This window comes from Shewanella marinintestina (genome assembly GCF_023283845.1).
GTDB classification, from domain to species: domain Bacteria; phylum Pseudomonadota; class Gammaproteobacteria; order Enterobacterales; family Shewanellaceae; genus Shewanella; species Shewanella marinintestina.
In genome coordinates this window covers 26,681-46,008 of sequence record NZ_JAKILC010000011.1, presented here as the reverse complement: position 1 = coordinate 46,008, position 19,328 = coordinate 26,681, and the positions used below count along the sequence as shown (strand labels likewise).

Genomic DNA, 19,328 nt, shown 5'->3' with positions numbered 1-19,328 from the left:
TTAAATTTGCTAGAAGCTAGCTGTAAAAGCTAAGTCCTACCAAGCTAGAGCTTAAGAGCAGCAATCTCGACGCCACCAGTTTTTAGGGAGTTTATCTAAGAAAACTTTAGCCATTAATATTGCAAGCACCACACCTGAGGTGTAAACGATACTCGCTGGTAATAGCTCATGCTGCTCACCAATTTGCGGCATAACCACAAAACCGAAGGTATCAACGAGATAGTTAACCAAGATGCCCGACACTAACGCCACACCTAACACGCCACCTAAATAACCATACAAGGCGCGCTTACCGAGCTCTTTAGTCACTACGCCTAAGGTGGCGATGTTTGTTGCTGGTCCTGCCAGCATAAACACCAATACCGCCCCCGGTGATACACCCGCTAATAGTAAACCTGCAGCTATTGGCGTAGATGCCGTGGCGCAGATGTACATAGGGATTGAGATAAGCACCATGACTAACATGGCCAAAATACCATCGCCCCACTTAGCCATAAAATCGGCTGGCACATAGGTTTGTACCAGTGCGGCAAAGAACAAACCAATCAACAACCAAATGGTGGTATCACGGACTAAATCTGTCGCTGCGTAGTGTAGGCCTTTGCCAATACGGCTAATAATAGAGGTACCTTTTAATTCAGTCGCCACATCTTTGGTCGACTCACAGCAACTTTCAGCTTCACCGTCTGCATGAACATGGCCAGAAGTTGTCGTTTTTTTACTGCTGCAGCAAGATGCTGACTTTTCAGCAAGGACTTCTTTGTTAGTTGAGCAGCAGCTAGAAGATGCAGGTTTTACCGCTACTTCAGGTGCTTTCATCGCCATAACGCTCGTATCAGCTACAGGTTTCATGCTCATATCTGTCGCCTTATTGCTTGAACAGCAAGACTTTTCAGCCTTAAGCTCTACTTTAGGTGCAGATTTTTTACTGCTACAACAAGAAGCTAGCGGCTCAACTTTGGGTGCTGATTTCTTACTGCTACAACAAGACGCAACGGGCTCAGGTTTGCCTTCTGAAGCAGACTTAGCTTGCTCGCTAACAGCAGGCTTACCGTCATCGTCATCACGTCCGACTAATAAACCCGCCACAATCGCACTCATCACCGCTGCTATCGGTCTGACAATCGCCATAAAAGGACCAAGCAATACATAAGACACAGTTACTGAGTCAACACCAGTTTCAGGAGTCGAAACTAAGAATGAGGTCGTCGCTGCTTTAGAGGCACCACTACGACGCAGCCCCACTGCTGCCGGAATTACACCGCAAGAACACAAGGGTAAAGGTGCACCTAGTACCGCCGCTTTGACCACTGTTTTAACACCGTGACCGCCTAACTGCTTTTGCATCCAAGCCATAGGCACAAACATTTTCAACATACCTGCCAGCACTAAGCCAAGCAGAAGCCAGGGGGCTGACTCTAGAAACAACTCAATAAAGTTTTCTAATAACATAACGACTTCTCACGTCTATTCTTAAGTATCTAATTCGTTTTTGATCCAGCTCTCGATTCAGATCCCGATCCTGTAACCGATCTTGCTCTCGAGCTTAACTTGCTATTTATCTGTGCAGGCTTTAGTGAACTCGTGTTCACCGTAACTATGCTTATCATTTTCACAGCGAATGCTGTCAGTATTTGATTCTAATGCTTCGAGAATCGAGCAATGTTCAGCACTTTCTGGGCCGCCACAACAAGCTTGAGACAGGCGCTGCAGAGACAACTGAAAATGATTTAACTCGGCGATTTTCGCTTCGACGTGCGCCAACTTATCATCAACCATGCCTTTGACATCGGCGCAGGCCCAATTGGATTTATCAAGCTCAATCGACAACAGCTCGGTGATCTCAGCAAGCGTAAACCCCACCGCTTTGGCGCGCAGAATAAAGCGCAAGCGTTCAGCGTCAGCCTCGGTATAAATGCGGTAACCGGAATCGGTACGTGAAGATGGCGCTAGCAACCCATGTTTTTCATAAAACCTTAGGGTGTCAGCCTTTACCTCACACTGCTTTGCAAGTTCACCAATTCGATACATGCCTAGCTCCCAATCAATCTAAATTCTGTTTACTATTCAGTTTTAAACTCAAACATTAGCCAGTGGTAAAACCGACAAAAACAACAGGATTTTGCCACTGTAATGATGAGAGTATAAACCTTGGAGTTGTATCCAAGGTCAAGAGTTATTCTGCACCTAAATGGATAACAAAGCTTGTTCTGCTGAACGTATTGTGAAATCGCGCAGAAAAAAACACCGCCAGAGGTAAATTTACGGTAAAATATGCGCGCCGTGACGGGAGAGTAAAAAACTTGAGGGACTTTTGGAAAGCAGTGTAGACGTTTATCGCGTGAGACTGTTCTGTTTTCCGAAAGATCCTTAAAAATAACTACTGGACCCTGTACCTACAATGAATAATGCCAGACCTATTCGTCGCGCGCTGTTAAGCGTTTCAGATAAAACCGGAATCCTAGAGTTTGCACAAGCGTTGCATGCTCAAGGTGTTGAACTACTTTCTACTGGTGGCACCGCACGCCTTCTGGCTGATAATGGTGTGCCTGTCATTGAAGTGTCAGACTATACTGGCCACCCAGAGATCATGGATGGTCGCGTTAAAACCCTGCACCCTAAAGTGCATGGCGGCATTTTAGCGCGTCGTGGTATAGACGAAATCGTAATGGAACAAAACAATATCAAGCCTATCGACTTGGTAGCGGTTAACTTGTACCCATTCGCTGCAACTGTCGCTCAAGAAGGTTGCACCCTTGCAGACGCTATCGAAAACATCGATATCGGCGGCCCAACTATGGTGCGCTCTACTGCTAAAAACCACAAAGACACTACTATCATCGTTAACGCTAACGACTACGGCCGCGTAATTGCCGAGATGCAAACGAACGAAGGTAGCACCACCCTTGAAACTCGCTTTGATTTAGCGATTGCCGCGTTTGAGCACACCGCTGCATACGATGGCATGATTGCTAACTACTTCGGTACTAAAGTGCCTGCACATAGCAAAGATGAGTGTCATGCAGATTCTAAGTTCCCACGCACTTACAACACTCAGCTAGTTAAGAAGCAAGACCTGCGCTATGGCGAAAACAGCCATCAGACAGCTGCTTTCTACGTTGACACTAACCTTGATGAAGCCTCTGTTGCTACAGCTGTCCAGCTGCAAGGTAAGGCACTGTCATACAACAACATCGCCGATACAGACTCTGCACTTGAGTGCGTTAAAGAGTTCGACGAGCCAGCTTGTGTCATCGTGAAGCACGCTAACCCATGTGGCGTAGCGATTGGTGAAAACTTACTTGAAGCTTATAACCGTGCATTCCAAACTGACCCAACGTCAGCTTTTGGCGGCATCATCGCCTTTAACGGCGAATTAGATGCTGCAACGGCAAGCGCGATTGTTGAACGCCAGTTTGTTGAAGTGATCATTGCCCCTAAAGTTAGCCAAGCAGCCCGCGATATTGTTGCCGCTAAAGCTAACGTACGCTTACTTGAATGTGGTGAGTGGGCAGCTAAGACCACCAGCCTAGATTACAAGCGCGTAAACGGCGGCTTATTGCTGCAAGATCGCGACCAAGGCATGGTTGGTCTTGAAGACGTAAAAGTTGTTTCTAAGCGTCAGCCAACAGCTGAAGAGATGAAAGACTTAATGTTCTGCTGGAAAGTAGCCAAGTTTGTTAAATCAAACGCGATTGTTTACGCCAAGAACAGCATGACTATCGGTGTAGGCGCAGGCCAGATGAGCCGCGTTTACAGTGCTAAAGTTGCTGGCATTAAAGCCGCAGACGAAGGTCTAGAAGTACAAGACTCAGTCATGGCATCAGATGCATTCTTCCCATTCCGTGATGGTATCGACGCTGCCGCAGCTGCTGGCATCAGCTGTATCATCCAGCCAGGCGGCTCTATCCGCGATGAAGAGATCATCGCAGCGGCAGACGAGCACGGCATGGCAATGGTATTTACCGGTATGCGTCACTTCCGTCATTAATTTATATGAAGCTTTAGGTTCTAGGTTCTAGATTTTAGGTCCTAGGTCCTAGGTCCTAGGTCCTGCACATTTCCTAAAGCTTCTAAAAATTGATTTTTAACGTTTAGCGCAAAGTCATCGGTTATTGAATAAAGAAAACACACGGAAATTCTTGTTGGTAAGAAGTGCCAATACATGAGTATGTTTGATGCAGTTCAAGGGCCGATGAAGAAGCGATTAAGGATTAAAAAATGAGAGTATTGATTATAGGTGGCGGCGGTCGCGAACATGCATTGGCATGGAAAGCGGCGCAATCGACGCAAGTTGAAACGGTTTTTGTGGCTCCAGGTAACGCTGGTACAGCACTAGAACCAAAGCTTGAAAACGTGGCGATTAATGTTGAAGAGATCTCAGCGTTAGTGGCATTTGCCGAAGAGCAAAAAGTGGCTATCACCATCGTAGGCCCAGAAGTGCCATTAGCGTTGGGCGTAGTTGATGCGTTTAATGAAGCAGACCTGCCTATCTTTGGTCCAACCAAAGGCGCTGCGCAGTTAGAGTCTTCTAAAGCTTTCACTAAAGACTTTTTAGCTCGTCACGACATTCCTACTGCTGCTTACTCAAACTTTACTGAGATTGAGCCTGCTAAAGCTTATGTTAAGCAAGTGACTGGCTTAACGGGTTTCCCTATCGTCATTAAAGCCGACGGCTTAGCGGCGGGTAAAGGCGTGATTATCGCGGCAGATCAAAGCGAAGCTGATGCAGCGATTGAAGATATGCTAGCTGGCAACAAGTTTGGTGAAGCGGGCTCTCGCGTGGTTGTCGAAGAGTTCCTTACTGGCGAAGAAGCCAGCTTCATTGTCATGGTAGATGGTAAGAACATTCTTGCTATGGCCACTAGCCAAGATCATAAAGCGCGTGATAACGGCGATCATGGTCCAAACACTGGCGGTATGGGTGCCTACTCGCCAGCGCCAGTTGTAACCCAAGCGGTTCATGATTGGACTATTGAGCATGTTATTCGTCCAACCGTTGATGGCATGGCTGCTGAAGGCAATGTTTACACAGGCTTCTTATACGCAGGCTTGATGATTTCACCAGATGGCAGCGCCAAAGTACTTGAGTACAACTGCCGCTTTGGTGACCCAGAGACTCAACCTATTATGATGCGTCTTAAGTCTGATCTGGTTGAGCTATGCCTAGCATCGACTCGTGGTGAACTAGACCAAGTGACAGCTGAGTTTGATGCACGCGCTGCTGTAGGCGTGGTTCTAGCTGCAGGCGGTTATCCAGAGGCGTATCGTAAACACGATGTGATTGACGGTCTGTCTCTTGGTGATAACAACGCGAAAGTGTTCCATGCAGGAACTAGCATGCAAGACGGTCATGTGGTGACTAACGGCGGCCGCGTATTATGTGCTACCGCACTTGGCAATACTGTTACCGAAGCGCAGCAAGCAGCTTACGGTCTAGTTGATGCTATCCATTGGGATGACGTCTACTTTAGGACTGACATCGCTTACCGTGCAATTGCTCGTGAAAATGGCGAAGGCTAAATGACTCTTTATTAGCGAGTTAATCTAGAAGCCCTGTTAATTCAGGGCTTTTTTATGCCTACTATATTAACTTATAGGCTAATCCATTAAAAAAATATTGGTATAACAAGGGTTATTACTTAGCCGTAATGACATCACTTACCGTGTAATATGTGTCCGTGAAAACCCCACAGGTTAAACAAAATTAGTTCTAGTTTAAAAAGCTTAGTTAACTCCGAGCTTTTTATGCCTGTCAATTGGCCTCAAGTCACATACTCATACATCAAGCAGCTGAGGTTGTGACTGCGATTTTTCATTTATAACCTCTGGTTTGTGCCTTCAGCTTGTAAACCAATATCAAGCAATCATGTTTTTTGTGATCAATGTAGCACAAAAGCGTGACTTGAAAGTGCATGCTGAATCCAGCAGCAATAGATCCACGCAAATTAAAAAGATAAATATTAAACAGAGTGGATCGATAAATTGCCAAGAATTAAACTTAACAAACTGGGGTTAGACAATGAAATATTCAGTAAGCGATCTTATCTACCAAGGCGAGACATCTGGTGTACATAACTGGGACACACTATCGGGCTCATCTTTTTACTGGCATCCTGATTGGCTACATATCGCCGAAGACATGACGGGCCATAGTGCGACTGCACATATTGAGCCATCGGCAGAAAAAGCCACTAAAGCTGAAGCCGCAGAAACTATCGTCAAACACCTAAATAAATAGTCGATAACTTATAGGTTAACGGCCAGAATCTATCGCCCTACGCGCTATCTTATCAATTAAGCCGGGGGCGATAATCTTAAACCAACGCCCAACTCGCCCTCGTAATGAAGTAACTAATAAGCGCTGCCGCTTAGCGATTACAGGTAACATCATCTGTGCACATTCCTCAGCAGTCATTATTTTACTTTCTTGCATGGGAGTTTCGCCTAAAGGCTTTCCTTGTGCATTCAGAGCCCGCTTGTGAGTTTGAGTCACCACAAAGTCTGGACAAATAACGGTTACCGCTACATTGTCATCACTAAGTTCAATCCGTAGTGAATCAAAAAAACCAATCACTGCATGTTTAGACGCTGCGTATCCAGAGCGAGTTGGTACACCTGTCATACCTGTTAATGAGGCTACTGCTACGATTTGGCCTTGGGTCTGCTTAAGGTAAGGAATAGCGGCGTGAGTAAGATAGGCTGGACCTAAATAGTTAACCTGCATGATTTGCGATAAAACACTTAAGTCTTCAAGCTCATCAAAGCGCGACCACATGGTCATACCGGCATTATTGATTAAGATATCAAGTCGCCCATAGTGCTCGACACACACTTCAACAAGCCCAGTACATTCAGTTTGATTAGCGATATCAGCAACATGCACGATTGCCTCACAACCAAGATCTGTAAGTTCAGAGCTTAGGCTCTGTAAACGCTGCATGTTACGTCCACTAATCACCAACCGGCACTTATGAGCCGCTAGCTTTAACGCTAATGCACGCCCGATCCCTTCTGACGCACCGGTAATGATAATGACTTTATCGTTAAAGAGTCCCATAGCATCTAACTCATCAAACTATTTGAATGTGTTAGTTAAACTCACATATAAATGCAACCATCGCAAATATTAAACCGTTACAGTATAGGCATAGCTGCAGGCAGCCATTAGTAAACCCTAACAATTACGCTGTGCGCTGAGTATTTCTAGGCTCTACTTTGTACGTGTCTAAAGCCTGTGGCCGCCCGATTGCATAACCTTGGGCATAGTTAACCCCTATGATTTCAAGCTTATCGATAATCTCTTGGTTTTCGACAAACTCAGCAACGGTTTCAATTCCCATAACACGGCAAACATCATTAACCGACTTAACGATAGCGTAATCTTTAGCATTATTAGCAATATTTTTTACAAAGCAGCCATCGATTTTCACATAGTCGACAGGCATCTCTTTTAAGTAACCATAAGACGCAAATCCACTGCCAAAATCATCCAGAGCAAAAGAAAAGCCACGCTTACGCAATGTTGTTAGCATCTTCATTGCTCGGCTATGATTTTGTATCGCACTAGTCTCTGTTATCTCAAAACAAATACAACAACTTGGAATAGCAAAGCGCTCTTGTTGACGCAGAATATAATTAACCATGCCCTCTGCACCTAAGCTATTACCTGACAAGTTAATCGACAAACAATGGTCTTCCCAAACTTGCTGATTAAGTGACAGCCACAAGAAAGCCTTTCTAATAACCTCTTTATCGACTTCAACAATTAGCTTGAAACGTTCTGCTGCAGCAATAAATTGTGCAGGAGATAAAAGACGCCCACTAGGATCTTGAATGCGTAATAGCAATTCCATTCGTTGACGATACCCGTGAGACGATAGCTTTGCTATTTTTTGGTAGTAAAGAATCAGTTCATTATTTTCAATCGCTTCAACTATTCGAACCGCCCATTTAGGCGCATTACGTTGATAACTTAAATCTTTATCGCGACTATCATATAGATGAACTTGATTGTTACCTTTACGCTTAGCGGCATCACAGGCAATATCAGCATCTTTAAGTAGCTCAAATACTTCAATCTTTTGGTTTGCCTGACTAAGGGCGACACCAGCACTTAGCCCCACGCGATAGCAAATACCCTTATTTAAAATTGATTGAGCACTTACCTTTGAAATAACCGCTTTTACTAATCTCACCGTATCTAGAGCTGAAAGATCTTTTACGACTAAAGCAAACTCATCGCCACCTAAGCGGCCAAGTAAGCTTCCAGAGGGAATGCTAGCAGAGATTGCTTTAGCGACTTTAGCAAGCATCTTATCGCCAACGCTATGGCCACAAGCGTCGTTAATTAATTTAAACTGTTCTAAGTCAAAATATACAACCGCAATCGATTGGCTGGCACTAACATAATCGACTAACTGCGTTTCAAAGGCTGTTCGATTTAATACCCCAGTAATCCAATCGAAATGATTATGGCGTTCAACTTGTTGGTTTAAGGAGTTCTCCCGAGTGATATCTTTCAATACCAATAACGCAGCAATAACCTCGCCTTTAGCATTTAACAGATTTGTTAGTGTCCCAGTCATCACGATTGAAGTATCAAGATTAAGCTTCAATGTCGTTGCTTTTGGGGTCACACAGCCAATTTGCATAAATTGACTGACTTTTGCCGTTAATGCTTTAGAGCTCCGCAGTAACTCATGTATTGGTTGGCCCTGAGCTTGCTGCAAATTTTGTTGTAGTAATCGCTCTGCGTAAGGGTTTATATCACTCACATTGCCCTTGAGATCTATCATAATCACAGCTTCAGCAATTGACTCTAAAATCATTTTGGATTGACGATGCTGGTTGTAATTACTCGCAAGTAATTGATTAATATTGTCAGTAAGTAGCTTTACTCCCATGTCTTGAGAATTCAAAGATCCACTAGAACCTGCCTGTGATACTAAAGCTAAGTTTTTAACATCAAGCTTATTACAGCTCCGCTCTTCAACTTGAGACTCCATAGCTGAAAGCTGAGAAAAAAAGCCCTGCAACGGCTTTGCTACTGCCAGTCGAATCCACATATAGGCTAATGATAATAAACCCATCATCACCGCAAACAGTGCTAAAACCACTAAGGAAAAGTGCCAGCCAATTCGAGAAAACAGTTGATCTGAAAAGGTCACAGATAAATAGATCGGCGCCTGAGAAAATAGCGTTGGAACATCAAGTTGTGCGTTGATTACGTTATCAGACAGAACAATGCCAGCCTTTGCTTTACCTGTAATAACCTTAACTTGAGTTGCGAACTCAAGACTCCCTATATGAGCCAAATAGTCATCAGTTATTGGAGTAACTAGCACCAAAGTCTCTGGCTGTGTATCGATCGTCTTTAGATTAATGTTGATAAAATAAGCTTGTTGCTGCTTAGCATCAAAATACACGCTCGCTCGGGCACTAGACAGCAAAGGCTCCGGTAAATTTAGACCAATTTGTGCCAGCTTATCTATTGGCAAGATAGTGCCTTCAAGACTAGGTTGCACCTGCGCACTGCCAAATATGGCAATCGATGGCATCAATGCCACTAATCCGCCTTTAACTGGCGCAGTAGCCTCAAACTGTCCCTGTAAGCCCGCGAGATCTTGGTCCAGTTGAGACTCAATGCTAGCAAGCTCTCTTTCTATCACATAGTGACGAATGTCTTCGACTTCGTCATGTAGCCAATCGTTCCCCACCAAACAAGCAGCAATAACTAAGGGAGTAAACAACCCAAAGATCATTAATAAAACTTTTTTATCCAAATGCATATCGGGACAACTTCTCTAATTCAAAACCCGCCAAACTGTGGCTAAGACTTGGTTTGCGCTAGCAAAGTACCCGATTTACGTCACAGATAATACCTACTTAGAGCGCAGTCGTTGATAAATGCGTCAAACAAGAACAACTCTTTTACGAATTGCAGTATCACGGCTGTTAATCCTCTGAAAATTGACCGTTATTTACGAAAACACCAATTGTTATACTTTTGTGATAATTGGGCGATACTCAGGTGATAACCCTTTGCCAAACTAAGTCCATACATTGCAAAGGAGAGTTATCATGAAGCTTAACCAGATCACTAAAATGCTTATTCTAGGTAGCGTAGTCAGTCTTCCAGTCACAGCGGCTGAGTTAGAGATTAGCGTCACCAATTTAACCCATGGAAATCATTTCACCCCGCTACTTATTGCTGCCCACGACATGGACAGCCACCTTTTCCAAGCCGGAGAGATGGCCACACCAGCACTACAAAAAATGGCTGAAGGTGGCGATATTGGTGATTTAGATGCTGCAGTCACAGGAGCAGGCGGTGTCACAGTCGTTAATCCAGCTGGTGGGCTGTTAGCACCAAGCGGCAAGGTCGATAGCATTATGCTCGACACCGGTGATATGACCCATTTATCGATTACCGCCATGGTACTGCCCACCAACGACGCATTTGTTGGCTTAAATGCTTGGAAAATTCCAGCAGAAGCCGGTAGCTATACTTTTACGCTTAATGCTTATGACGCAGGTACAGAAGCCAATGATGAAATCGTTAATGGTGGTGGGATGTCCGGGGTTCCAGGGATCCCCGCAGCCCCTAGTGGAGATGGTGGTATGAACGCTACAGGCGTGATGGATATGAGCAGTAATGACAAAGTGCATATTCATCCAGGCGTACTCGGCGATACAGATTTACAAGGCGGCATGAGCGATCTTGATAGCCGCGTACACCGTTGGTTAAACCCAGTAGCTCGAGTTACTGTCGTGGTGAAATAGGAGGATAACCGATGAATAATCCGAACAAGTACCTTAGATATAGCGCACTTGCGTTCATTACGTCAGGGGCATTAATTCTCGGCGGTTGCTCTGACAACAATAATGACAGTCCGGCTCCAATAGCGCCTAGCATGCAAAGCTATACCGTTGCAGTGACTAACTTAACCGCCAATCAACCTATGTCACCAATCGCAGTGGTCAATCATCAAGTTGACACTGTACTTTGGACAAGTGGTGAAAGTGCTAGCCTTGCATTAGAAACCTTAGCGGAATCAGGCGATGCTAGTGGCTTAAGCGATGAAGTCGCAGTTACAGAGCTCACCAATGGTGCTGGAATATTACTACCGGGTGCTACTGAAAGCATCGCAATTAGCCTCAACAGCGAAGAAATCGCCGACCTCTCAGTGGTAACTATGCTGGTTAATACCAACGACGCTTTTGCTGGTTTTACCGGTTACGACTTAACGAACTTAACCGTAGATGAATCAATGACCTTTAGAGTGATTGCGTACGATGCGGGCACCGAAGCCAATAGCGAGGCTAAAGGCACAATACCAGGACCTGCTGACAGCGGCGAAGGTTTTAATGCGGCACGTGATGATTCAAATTTGGTACATGCTCACTCTGGCGTCATTAGTCATGATGACGGTCTAGCTGATTCAGTGCTTACTGCCTCACACCGTTTTGACAACCCCGTACTGTTAATCACAGTAAGTCGTACAGAGTAAACGACTTATAAATTGATTAAAAATAGTGCGAAATAAAAGTTTCCATCGGCGGGTCTAGTAGTCAGGAACCGCCTTTGGGAGCGAAACATGAATGGATCAAACCTCAATAATGAGTATCAAACATTAAAGCAAATACTGCTAGTTGAAGATGAACAAGATCTAGCAAAGCTGGTTATGCTCAATCTTAAAAGCATGAATCATCATGTGATCCATTGCACTACCTTACTGCAAGCCCAGCGCCATATAGCGCAGCAGCCTATTGATCTTGTTTTAATGGATAGAATGCTACCCGATGGCGATGCTATTACTTTATGTCAGCAACTTCGTGAAGTAGGGAATGAACTCCCTTGTATGATGCTAACCGCAAAAGATTCCGAAGCAGATATCGTTCTAGGATTAGAGTCAGGTGCCGACGATTACCTTGTCAAACCCTTTAGCGTTTTAGAGTTAAGAGCACGGGTTAAAGCCCTATTAAGGCGCACTAAACAAACAGAGCAACAGCAGAACTCTGTTGAGTTTGAAGGTATAACGATTAATTGCAGTACCCGTGAAGTGATCGCCTTTAATGAGGTACTCGAACTTACCGCCCGTGAGTTTGACCTATTGCTGTACCTTGCACAGCATCCCAAGCAAGTATTTAGCAGAATGCAATTGCTAGAGGCTGTATGGGGTTATACATATTCAGGTTATGAACATACGGTAAATAGCCATGTAAATCGCCTGCGTTCTAAACTTTCACATAACTCTCAGACCTCAAAACTGGTAAAAACCGTTTGGGGTGTGGGATACAAGTTTACCCCGCCAGCAGTGCAAGCAGCTTCATAGCTTCCGCCCAATGCGACCACTCAATCTAGAGGACAAGTAATGAAAAGCTTATTTAGCCGAATATTACTCGCGGCCACCTTAGTCATACTCATATTATTTATCGTGTTGTGGCAGTGGCAGCAATTTAGTCAGGAGTTTAGTCGTAACCAAATTCAACAGTCATTGCACCGTGACTTAGCAGAACATATGGCGCATATCAATCCGTTGCTGTCTAAAGGCGTTACTTCTGATGCGGCATTAAAAGAAGCTTTTCATGACTTTATGTTGCTAGGTCCTAGCTTTGAGATCTACACCTTAGATAATCAAGGGCAAGTCATTGCTTATGACGCAAATGAAGAGAAAATTAAACAGCAGCAAGTTGATACCAGTTTAATCACCACTTTTATCAACGGAGCTAAACTCCCTTTACTAGGTACTGATCCGCGTTCAACTAATAAAGATAAAATCTTTTCTGCTGCTAAGCTGATCAACTCACAAGGTGAACAAACTGGCTATCTCTATGTGATTATTGGCGGTGAGGACTTTGATAGTTGGCAATCAATTGTTGGCGAACATCAATCGACTCAGTTTTGGACGGCAGCGATTGTCATTAGCAGTGCTTTTGCAATCTTACTGTTTGTGTTGCTACTAAAGATATTCACTCAGCCCCTCAGCCGGTTAGAGCATGATTTACGACTTTTGGCTAGCCACAAACTCAATGATGGACTCACTCTTCCAGGGCAATATTCTGGTAGCAGTGAAATCAATCAACTCAGCCACCACATCAACACTTTACTTGCCGCTTTAAGCGGGCAACATCAAGCAATTAGCCGTCAACAAGAAGAGCGGCATGCCTTTATGCTGCACCTATCTCATGATCTAAAAACACCACTGACCTCACTACAAGGTTACATTGATACTTGGTTATTACTGCCAGAGCATGAACGCAGTAACGACTTAATCGAAGTAGCCGCTCGTTCTGGTCAACACTTACAGCAATTACTCGGACAACTGCTTGAACTTGCCGCCCTTGAAAATGGCCAAATTACGGCAAAATTTCAGGATTGCTCATTGAGCCAGCAGTTACTTGAGTTGAAACAAACCTTTGCTCCAAGAGCAAAGTCAAAAGCCATTGAGCTGAATTTTAGCGATTCACACCTGCTTACCATTAACACTGATCCACAGTTGCTACAAAGGGTATTGAATAACCTCATCGATAACGCAATTCGCTATACCCCAGAACAAGGAAAGATAACCATTGAAACCCTTATCAGCGAAGATAATAAGTTATGGTTACAAGTCATTGATAACGGCTCTGGAATGCACAAACATGAGCTTCAAGCTTTAAAGCAGTTGAATCATAAAGCTATGGTAATATCGAGCAAACAAACAGCCCTGCCACAACTCGGAATTGGCTTAGCTATCGTCAGGCAGTTATTAAACTTACTCGGTTGTGTCATTGAAATAGACAGCATGCCAGGTAAAGGTAGCCAATTTAGACTGGAGTTAAAACAGCTAAACGCGGCGGAAAAAGATGAGCAGAATGATTCTCAAGTGCAGGTACTACAAACAGCGGAAACAATAAAGGCTCAGTAAACTGAGCCTTTATTCACACCAAACAATAGTAGTCAATTAGCAGAAATGCTAATGCTTACTTGTGGTATTTAGCCGATAACTCATGCACTGAGTTAATGAACGAACCAGCGCGCTCAGGATCAACGTGCTGGTGAATACCATGGCCCAAGTTAAATACGTGGCCTGTGCCTTCACCGTAAGAAGAAAGGATTTGATCCACTTCTTGGTGAATACGCTCTGGCGTACCGTAAAGTACTGATGGGTCCATGTTGCCTTGTAGAGCAACTTTATGACCAACGCGGCGACGTGCATCACCGATATCTACAGTCCAATCTAGACCTAGTGCGTCACAGCCAGTCTCAGCCATAGACTCAAGCCATAGTCCGCCACCTTTAGTGAACAGAGTAACTGGTACTTGGCGACCGTCTGCATGGCGAGTTAAGCCATCAACGATTTTTTGCATGTAACGTAGTGAGAATTCACGGTATGCGTGGTGAGAAAGCGCGCCACCCCATGAATCGAAAATCATTAGAGACTGTGCACCGTTTGCAACTTGAGCGTTCAAGTACAAAGTAACAGAATCAGCTAGCTTATCTAGCAGCATGTGTAGAGTAGCTGGCTCTTCGTAAGCCATCTTCTTAATCTTTTCAAATGCCTTGCTAGAACCGCCTTCAACCATATAAGTCGCTAGCGTCCAAGGAGAACCTGAGAAACCGATTAACGGTACTTCGCCTTTAAGTTCACGACGAATAGTGCTTACAGCACGCATTACATAGCCAAGCTCATCTTCTGGATCTGGAATGCAAAGCTTTTTAATTGAATCGATAGTGTCTGTAGGACGTTCGAAACGTGGACCTTCGCCAGCTTCAAAATACAGGCCTAAACCCATTGCATCTGGAACAGTAAGAATGTCTGAGAACAAGATTGCCGCATCTAAGTCGTAACGACGTAGTGGCTGTAGGGTCACTTCACAAGCTAAATCTTGGTTCTTACAAAGAGACATGAAGTCGCCAGCTTCGGCGCGGGTGGCTTTATATTCTGGAAGATAACGACCAGCTTGACGCATCATCCAGACAGGAGTTCTGTCGACAGGCTGTTTTAATAACGCACGTAAATAACGATCATTCTTTAATTCTGCCATTTGGCTTGATTCCTAAACTTATAGTGATATCCGCTTGGGTCAGTAGTTTAGCATTTACGTTAATAAAGTAACCTGTAACGGTAAAATAATGTGACAAGTAACGCGACAAATTCTACCAACTCAGAGATAGTTAACATTATCCTTAGATTTTTAGGGGCTACTTTTAGACTACGAATCCCAGATCACAGCGTGCTAGCAAAACGTGAAACAGGTTCACAACCTTGCTTAACCTAGCCTGTATAGCTCGCAATGTGACAGAAAAAAGTTGCACCTCTGAGTTAGCTTTGGTATAAAAAGTCTGCGCTAGCAAGAACAATCAAGAAGCTCGTCGCATCGAGCCCGCAAAAACTTTACTCGCCCAGCGATAGATTTCTATCGCTGGGCATTTTATTTTTTAGCACTTTCTTTACAAATCTTGCGCTGGTATGTCCATTTAGAATTTCCTCATAAATCGTCCAAAAATGGTTGATCAAAAGCACTTCTTTCCCCTACATTAGAGATACAGAGATGGATTTTTATCGGGGAAGATCATGCTAAGAAAGCTAGAGAAGGCCGAACAAAAGTGGGGCGGTTCAAATACGCTTATAGATCAATGGTTAAATAATCGTCGCAATCTACTCATCAACTACTGCCAGATTGCTGGGATCCCACCGTATGAAGTGACTGACAAGTCATTACCTGCATTTGCTTCAGTCAAACAGTTCTGTGATCAACTCATGGACTATGTATCTGAAGGCCATTTTGAGATCTACAATCAAGTCGTCACTGCTTGCGAAAAAAATGGCAGTTCCAGCCAAGAGCTCGCACAACAGCTAGTCCCGCAAATAAGCGAGACTACTGACACGGCTTTAGACTTCAACGATAAGTACACTGAAGCCGATGACGAAAAAGTGTTATTTCATTTAGATAAAGACTTATCTTCTTTAGGCCATGCAATGGAAACTCGTTTTGCACTTGAAGATAAACTGTTAGAAGTGCTGCATAGCAAACACTCCTAGCTAACTATTGACTGCGCCGACTCACTGCCGGCCAGTTATCGATTAGACGAGTTTACTCGTCTAGCGTTATCGTGCTTATCATTCTCTTAGCTGTAACTTTTTCCAATCATTATTCCCACAGTGATAAAAACCTCAGCTCTACCTAGCTGCGCTTATTCAATAGACACACCATTAAGCTCACAACGATGCAGAACGTTACCAATGAGTTATCAAGCCATAACTAACGATACAATGTAGTTTGGCTTGCAAACTGTATTTTAAATACTGTCGCTGAAAACAAAAAAGCCTGCTAGTTAGCAGGCTTTTTTAGGCAAGAAGTTTAAATCAAATGATTAAACCGCTGATTGAAAAATCACTTCATCAGCTTTTGCTGTGTACGATGCTATCTGATCGAAGTTCAGGTAACGATAAGTGTCAGCTGCCGTCGCATCTAACTCTTTAGCGTATGTCTGATACTCATCTGGCGATGGTAAACGACCAAGTAGCGCTGCAACAGCTGCTAGTTCTGCAGAAGCTAGGTAAACGTTAGCGCCTGTACCTAAACGGTTCGGGAAGTTACGCGTAGACGTTGATACTACCGTTGCACCTTCTGCCACACGTGCTTGGTTACCCATACACAGTGAACAACCCGGGATCTCAATTCGAGCACCAACACGACCGAAGATAGCGTAGTAACCTTCTTCAGTTAGCTGATCGCGGTCCATCTTAGTTGGCGGCGCAATCCATAAACGTGTTGGCAGTGTTGATGCAAACTTATCTAGCATCTTACCTGTAGCACGGAAATGACCGATGTTAGTCATACAAGAACCAACGAATACTTCGTCAATCTTTGTATCAACAACTGAAGACAATAGAATCGCATCATCTGGATCATTTGGTGCACAAAGAATAGGTTCTTTGATTTCGTTCAAATCGATTTCGATAATCTCTGCGTATTCTGCGTCGCTATCAGCCTGCATTAACTCTGGGTTCGCTAGCCACTCTTGCATCGACGTAATACGACGCTCAATAGTACGACGATCGCCGTAACCTTCAGCGATCATCCACTTAAGCATAACGATATTTGAGTTTAAGTATTCGATGATTGGCTCTTTATCAAGCTTGATCGTACAACCTGCTGCACTACGCTCTGCAGATGCATCAGAAAGCTCGAATGCTTGCTCAACTTTAAGCTGCTCAAGACCTTCAATTTCAAGTACGCGACCAGAGAAAGCGTTGATTTTGCCTTTCTTCTCAACCGTCAACAGACCCATTTCAATCGCTTTGTGTGGGATTGCATGCACAAGGTCACGTAGTGTGATACCAGGCTGCATTTCACCTTTAAAGCGCACCAAAATAGACTCTGGCATATCAAGTGGCATAACGCCCGTCGCTGCAGCGAATGCTACAAGACCAGAACCTGCTGGGAATGAAATACCAATTGGGAAACGCGTATGTGAGTCACCACCAGTACCTACAGTATCAGGCAGTAGCATACGGTTTAACCAAGAGTGAATCACACCGTCACCTGGACGCAATGCAACACCGCCACGGTTCATGATGAAATCAGGAAGCGTATGGTGAGTATTTACGTCAACTGGCTTTGGATAAGCCGCAGTATGACAGAAAGACTGCATGGTTAAGTCTGCGCTGAAACCAAGACAGGCTAAATCTTTTAGCTCATCACGAGTCATAGGACCGGTAGTATCTTGCGAACCAACAGACGTCATCTTAGGCTCACAGTATTGGCCAGGACGAATACCCGTTACGCCACACGCTTTACCAACCATCTTCTGTGCAAGGGTAAAGCCCTTACCAGTGTCAGCCACATCTTGTGGGCGTACAAATTCAGCAGATGCTTCAAGATTTAGCGTTTCACGAGCACGATCTGTTAGACCACGGCCGATAATTAACGGGATACGACCACCAGCGCGGACTTCATCCATTAACACGTCAGTTTTAAGTGAGAACTCAGAAATGACTTCTTCAGTGCCGTGACGCTTAACAATACCTTGGTACGGATAGATGTCGATAACATCGCCCATCTCCATCTTGCTAACGTCTAGCTCGATTGGCAATGCGCCAGCATCTTCCATGGTATTAAAGAAAATTGGTGCAATCTTGCCACCTAAACAGAAACCACCAGCACGCTTGTTAGGTACATTAGGAATATCATCCCCCATGAACCAAAGTACTGAGTTAGTCGCAGATTTACGAGAAGACCCCGTACCAACTACGTCACCCACGTAAACTAATGGGAAACCTTTCTCTTTTAGTGACTCAATCTCTTTGATTGGGCCTACTACGCCAGCTTCATCAGGTACGATGCCGTCACGGGCATTCTTTAGCATCGCTAGTGCGTGCAATGGAATATCTGGGCGCGACCACGCATCTGGTGCTGGAGACAAATCATCGGTATTAGTCTCACCAGACACTTTAAAAACTGTTAGTGAGATCTTTTCAGCAAGCTTTGGACGCGACAAGAACCATTTTGCATCGGCCCAAGCGTGAACAACTTGCTTAGCGTAATCATTGCCTGCTTGCATTTTTTCCACTACATCGTGGAAAGAATCAAACATTAATAGTGTGTGTGATAGTGCTTCAACGGCTAATGGCGCTTGCGCTTCATTATCAAGTTGCGCAATCAGTGGCTCGATGTTGTAACCACCTTGCATAGTACCAAGCAGCTCAACAGCGCGCTCAGATGACAGAATTGAAGATGATACTTCGCCTTTTGCGACAGCATCTAAAAAGCCCGCTTTAACATAAGCGGCTTCATCAACACCTGGTGGGATACGATTTTCAAGCAGATCAAGAATAACAGCCTCTTCACCTGCAGGTGGATTCTTTACCAGTTCAACTAGCTGTGCCACTTGTTGGGCATCTAATGGCTTAGGGACTACGCCCTCTGAAGCACGTTCTGCGACGTGTTTACGATATGCTTCTAGCACGGCAACCTTCCTCTTTATTTGGCGTTCTTACAGCGAAACTGCTCGTCTTCAAATTGAAACTGACAGCTCGGCAGGCTCGACCCTTATTTCGAGCGCTATTATACTACAGCTTTGCAAAAGTATGAATCCGATCACACTTATACAAAAGTAAAACAGCGCTCAATCGACATCTCGGGCTATACAGTAAAACGATTCGCTAGAAAAGAAAACTAGACCATAGTGTAAAATATTGATCTAAATTATATAAATCAGACATTTAAATTAAGTTGTCAGCTAATTACCATAGCGTTATCAATCAAAAAAACCTGTGCTTACGTTAGTGTTAATCGTATGATTATTCGTAAAACATGGCATTTACACAGCTAAT

Annotated in this window: 14 protein-coding genes; 8 read left to right on the top strand and 6 right to left on the bottom strand. The window is 44.2% G+C overall.

Features of this window, described 5'->3' with window-relative positions; translation table 11 throughout:
- Window positions 1–51: 51 nt before the first annotated feature.
- Together L2747_RS13005 and zntR are read right to left on the bottom strand one after the other, a co-directional pair.
- A complete protein-coding gene (locus L2747_RS13005; protein WP_248999452.1) occupies window positions 52–1,452 on the bottom strand; it encodes a permease in 1,401 nt (466 codons plus the stop codon).
- A 102-nt stretch (window positions 1,453–1,554) separates the two neighbouring features.
- Window positions 1,555–2,031, bottom strand: a complete 477-nt coding sequence (zntR, locus tag L2747_RS13000) for a Zn(2+)-responsive transcriptional regulator (protein ID WP_248999451.1) — start codon at window positions 2,029–2,031, stop codon at window positions 1,555–1,557.
- Between the two features lie 370 nt (window positions 2,032–2,401).
- On the opposite strand from zntR, the gene purH reads away from it, so the two are divergent.
- The 3 genes from purH to L2747_RS12985 all read left to right on the top strand — a co-directional run bounded on the left by purH (window position 2,402) and on the right by L2747_RS12985 (window position 6,241).
- Entirely contained in the window at window positions 2,402–3,991 is a 1,590-nt protein-coding gene (purH, locus tag L2747_RS12995; RefSeq protein WP_248999450.1) for a bifunctional phosphoribosylaminoimidazolecarboxamide formyltransferase/IMP cyclohydrolase, read from the top strand.
- A 230-nt stretch (window positions 3,992–4,221) separates the two neighbouring features.
- Window positions 4,222–5,523, top strand: coding sequence for a phosphoribosylamine--glycine ligase (gene purD / locus L2747_RS12990; protein ID WP_248999449.1), 1,302 nt, complete (start codon window positions 4,222–4,224; stop codon window positions 5,521–5,523).
- A gap of 499 nt (window positions 5,524–6,022) precedes the next feature.
- Window positions 6,023–6,241, top strand: coding sequence for a hypothetical protein (locus L2747_RS12985; RefSeq protein WP_248999448.1), 219 nt, complete (start codon window positions 6,023–6,025; stop codon window positions 6,239–6,241).
- A 15-nt stretch (window positions 6,242–6,256) separates the two neighbouring features.
- Here L2747_RS12985 and L2747_RS12980 read toward each other — a convergent pair whose 3' ends face one another.
- Both L2747_RS12980 and L2747_RS12975 read right to left on the bottom strand, forming a co-directional pair.
- Window positions 6,257–7,060, bottom strand: coding sequence for an SDR family oxidoreductase (locus L2747_RS12980; RefSeq protein ID WP_248999447.1), 804 nt, complete (start codon window positions 7,058–7,060; stop codon window positions 6,257–6,259).
- 124 nt (window positions 7,061–7,184) lie between these two features.
- A complete protein-coding gene (locus L2747_RS12975; RefSeq protein WP_248999446.1) occupies window positions 7,185–9,764 on the bottom strand; it encodes an EAL domain-containing protein in 2,580 nt (859 codons plus the stop codon).
- A gap of 319 nt (window positions 9,765–10,083) precedes the next feature.
- On the opposite strand from L2747_RS12975, the gene L2747_RS12970 reads away from it, so the two are divergent.
- The 4 genes from L2747_RS12970 (at window position 10,084) to L2747_RS12955 (ending at window position 13,913) form a co-directional block, all read left to right on the top strand.
- A complete protein-coding gene (locus tag L2747_RS12970) occupies window positions 10,084–10,785 on the top strand; it encodes a spondin domain-containing protein (protein ID WP_248999445.1) in 702 nt (233 codons plus the stop codon).
- A gap of 11 nt (window positions 10,786–10,796) precedes the next feature.
- Window positions 10,797–11,513, top strand: a complete 717-nt coding sequence (locus tag L2747_RS12965) for a spondin domain-containing protein (RefSeq protein ID WP_248999444.1) — start codon at window positions 10,797–10,799, stop codon at window positions 11,511–11,513.
- Window positions 11,514–11,600: 87 nt separating this feature from the next.
- Window positions 11,601–12,338, top strand: coding sequence for a response regulator transcription factor (locus L2747_RS12960; protein WP_248999443.1), 738 nt, complete (start codon window positions 11,601–11,603; stop codon window positions 12,336–12,338).
- Between the two features lie 39 nt (window positions 12,339–12,377).
- Window positions 12,378–13,913, top strand: a complete 1,536-nt coding sequence (locus L2747_RS12955; RefSeq protein ID WP_248999442.1) for a sensor histidine kinase — start codon at window positions 12,378–12,380, stop codon at window positions 13,911–13,913.
- A gap of 55 nt (window positions 13,914–13,968) precedes the next feature.
- On the opposite strand, the gene hemE is transcribed toward L2747_RS12955, so the two are convergent.
- Complete coding sequence (gene hemE / locus L2747_RS12950) at window positions 13,969–15,033, bottom strand: uroporphyrinogen decarboxylase (RefSeq protein ID WP_220782023.1); 1,065 nt, start codon at window positions 15,031–15,033, stop codon at window positions 13,969–13,971.
- A 530-nt stretch (window positions 15,034–15,563) separates the two neighbouring features.
- Between hemE and rsd the strand changes: the two genes are divergently transcribed.
- Complete coding sequence (gene rsd, locus L2747_RS12945; RefSeq protein ID WP_248999441.1) at window positions 15,564–16,031, top strand: sigma D regulator; 468 nt, start codon at window positions 15,564–15,566, stop codon at window positions 16,029–16,031.
- A 332-nt stretch (window positions 16,032–16,363) separates the two neighbouring features.
- Here rsd and acnB read toward each other — a convergent pair whose 3' ends face one another.
- Window positions 16,364–18,961, bottom strand: coding sequence for a bifunctional aconitate hydratase 2/2-methylisocitrate dehydratase (gene acnB, locus L2747_RS12940; RefSeq protein ID WP_248999440.1), 2,598 nt, complete (start codon window positions 18,959–18,961; stop codon window positions 16,364–16,366).
- Between the last annotated feature and the right edge of the window lie 367 nt (window positions 18,962–19,328).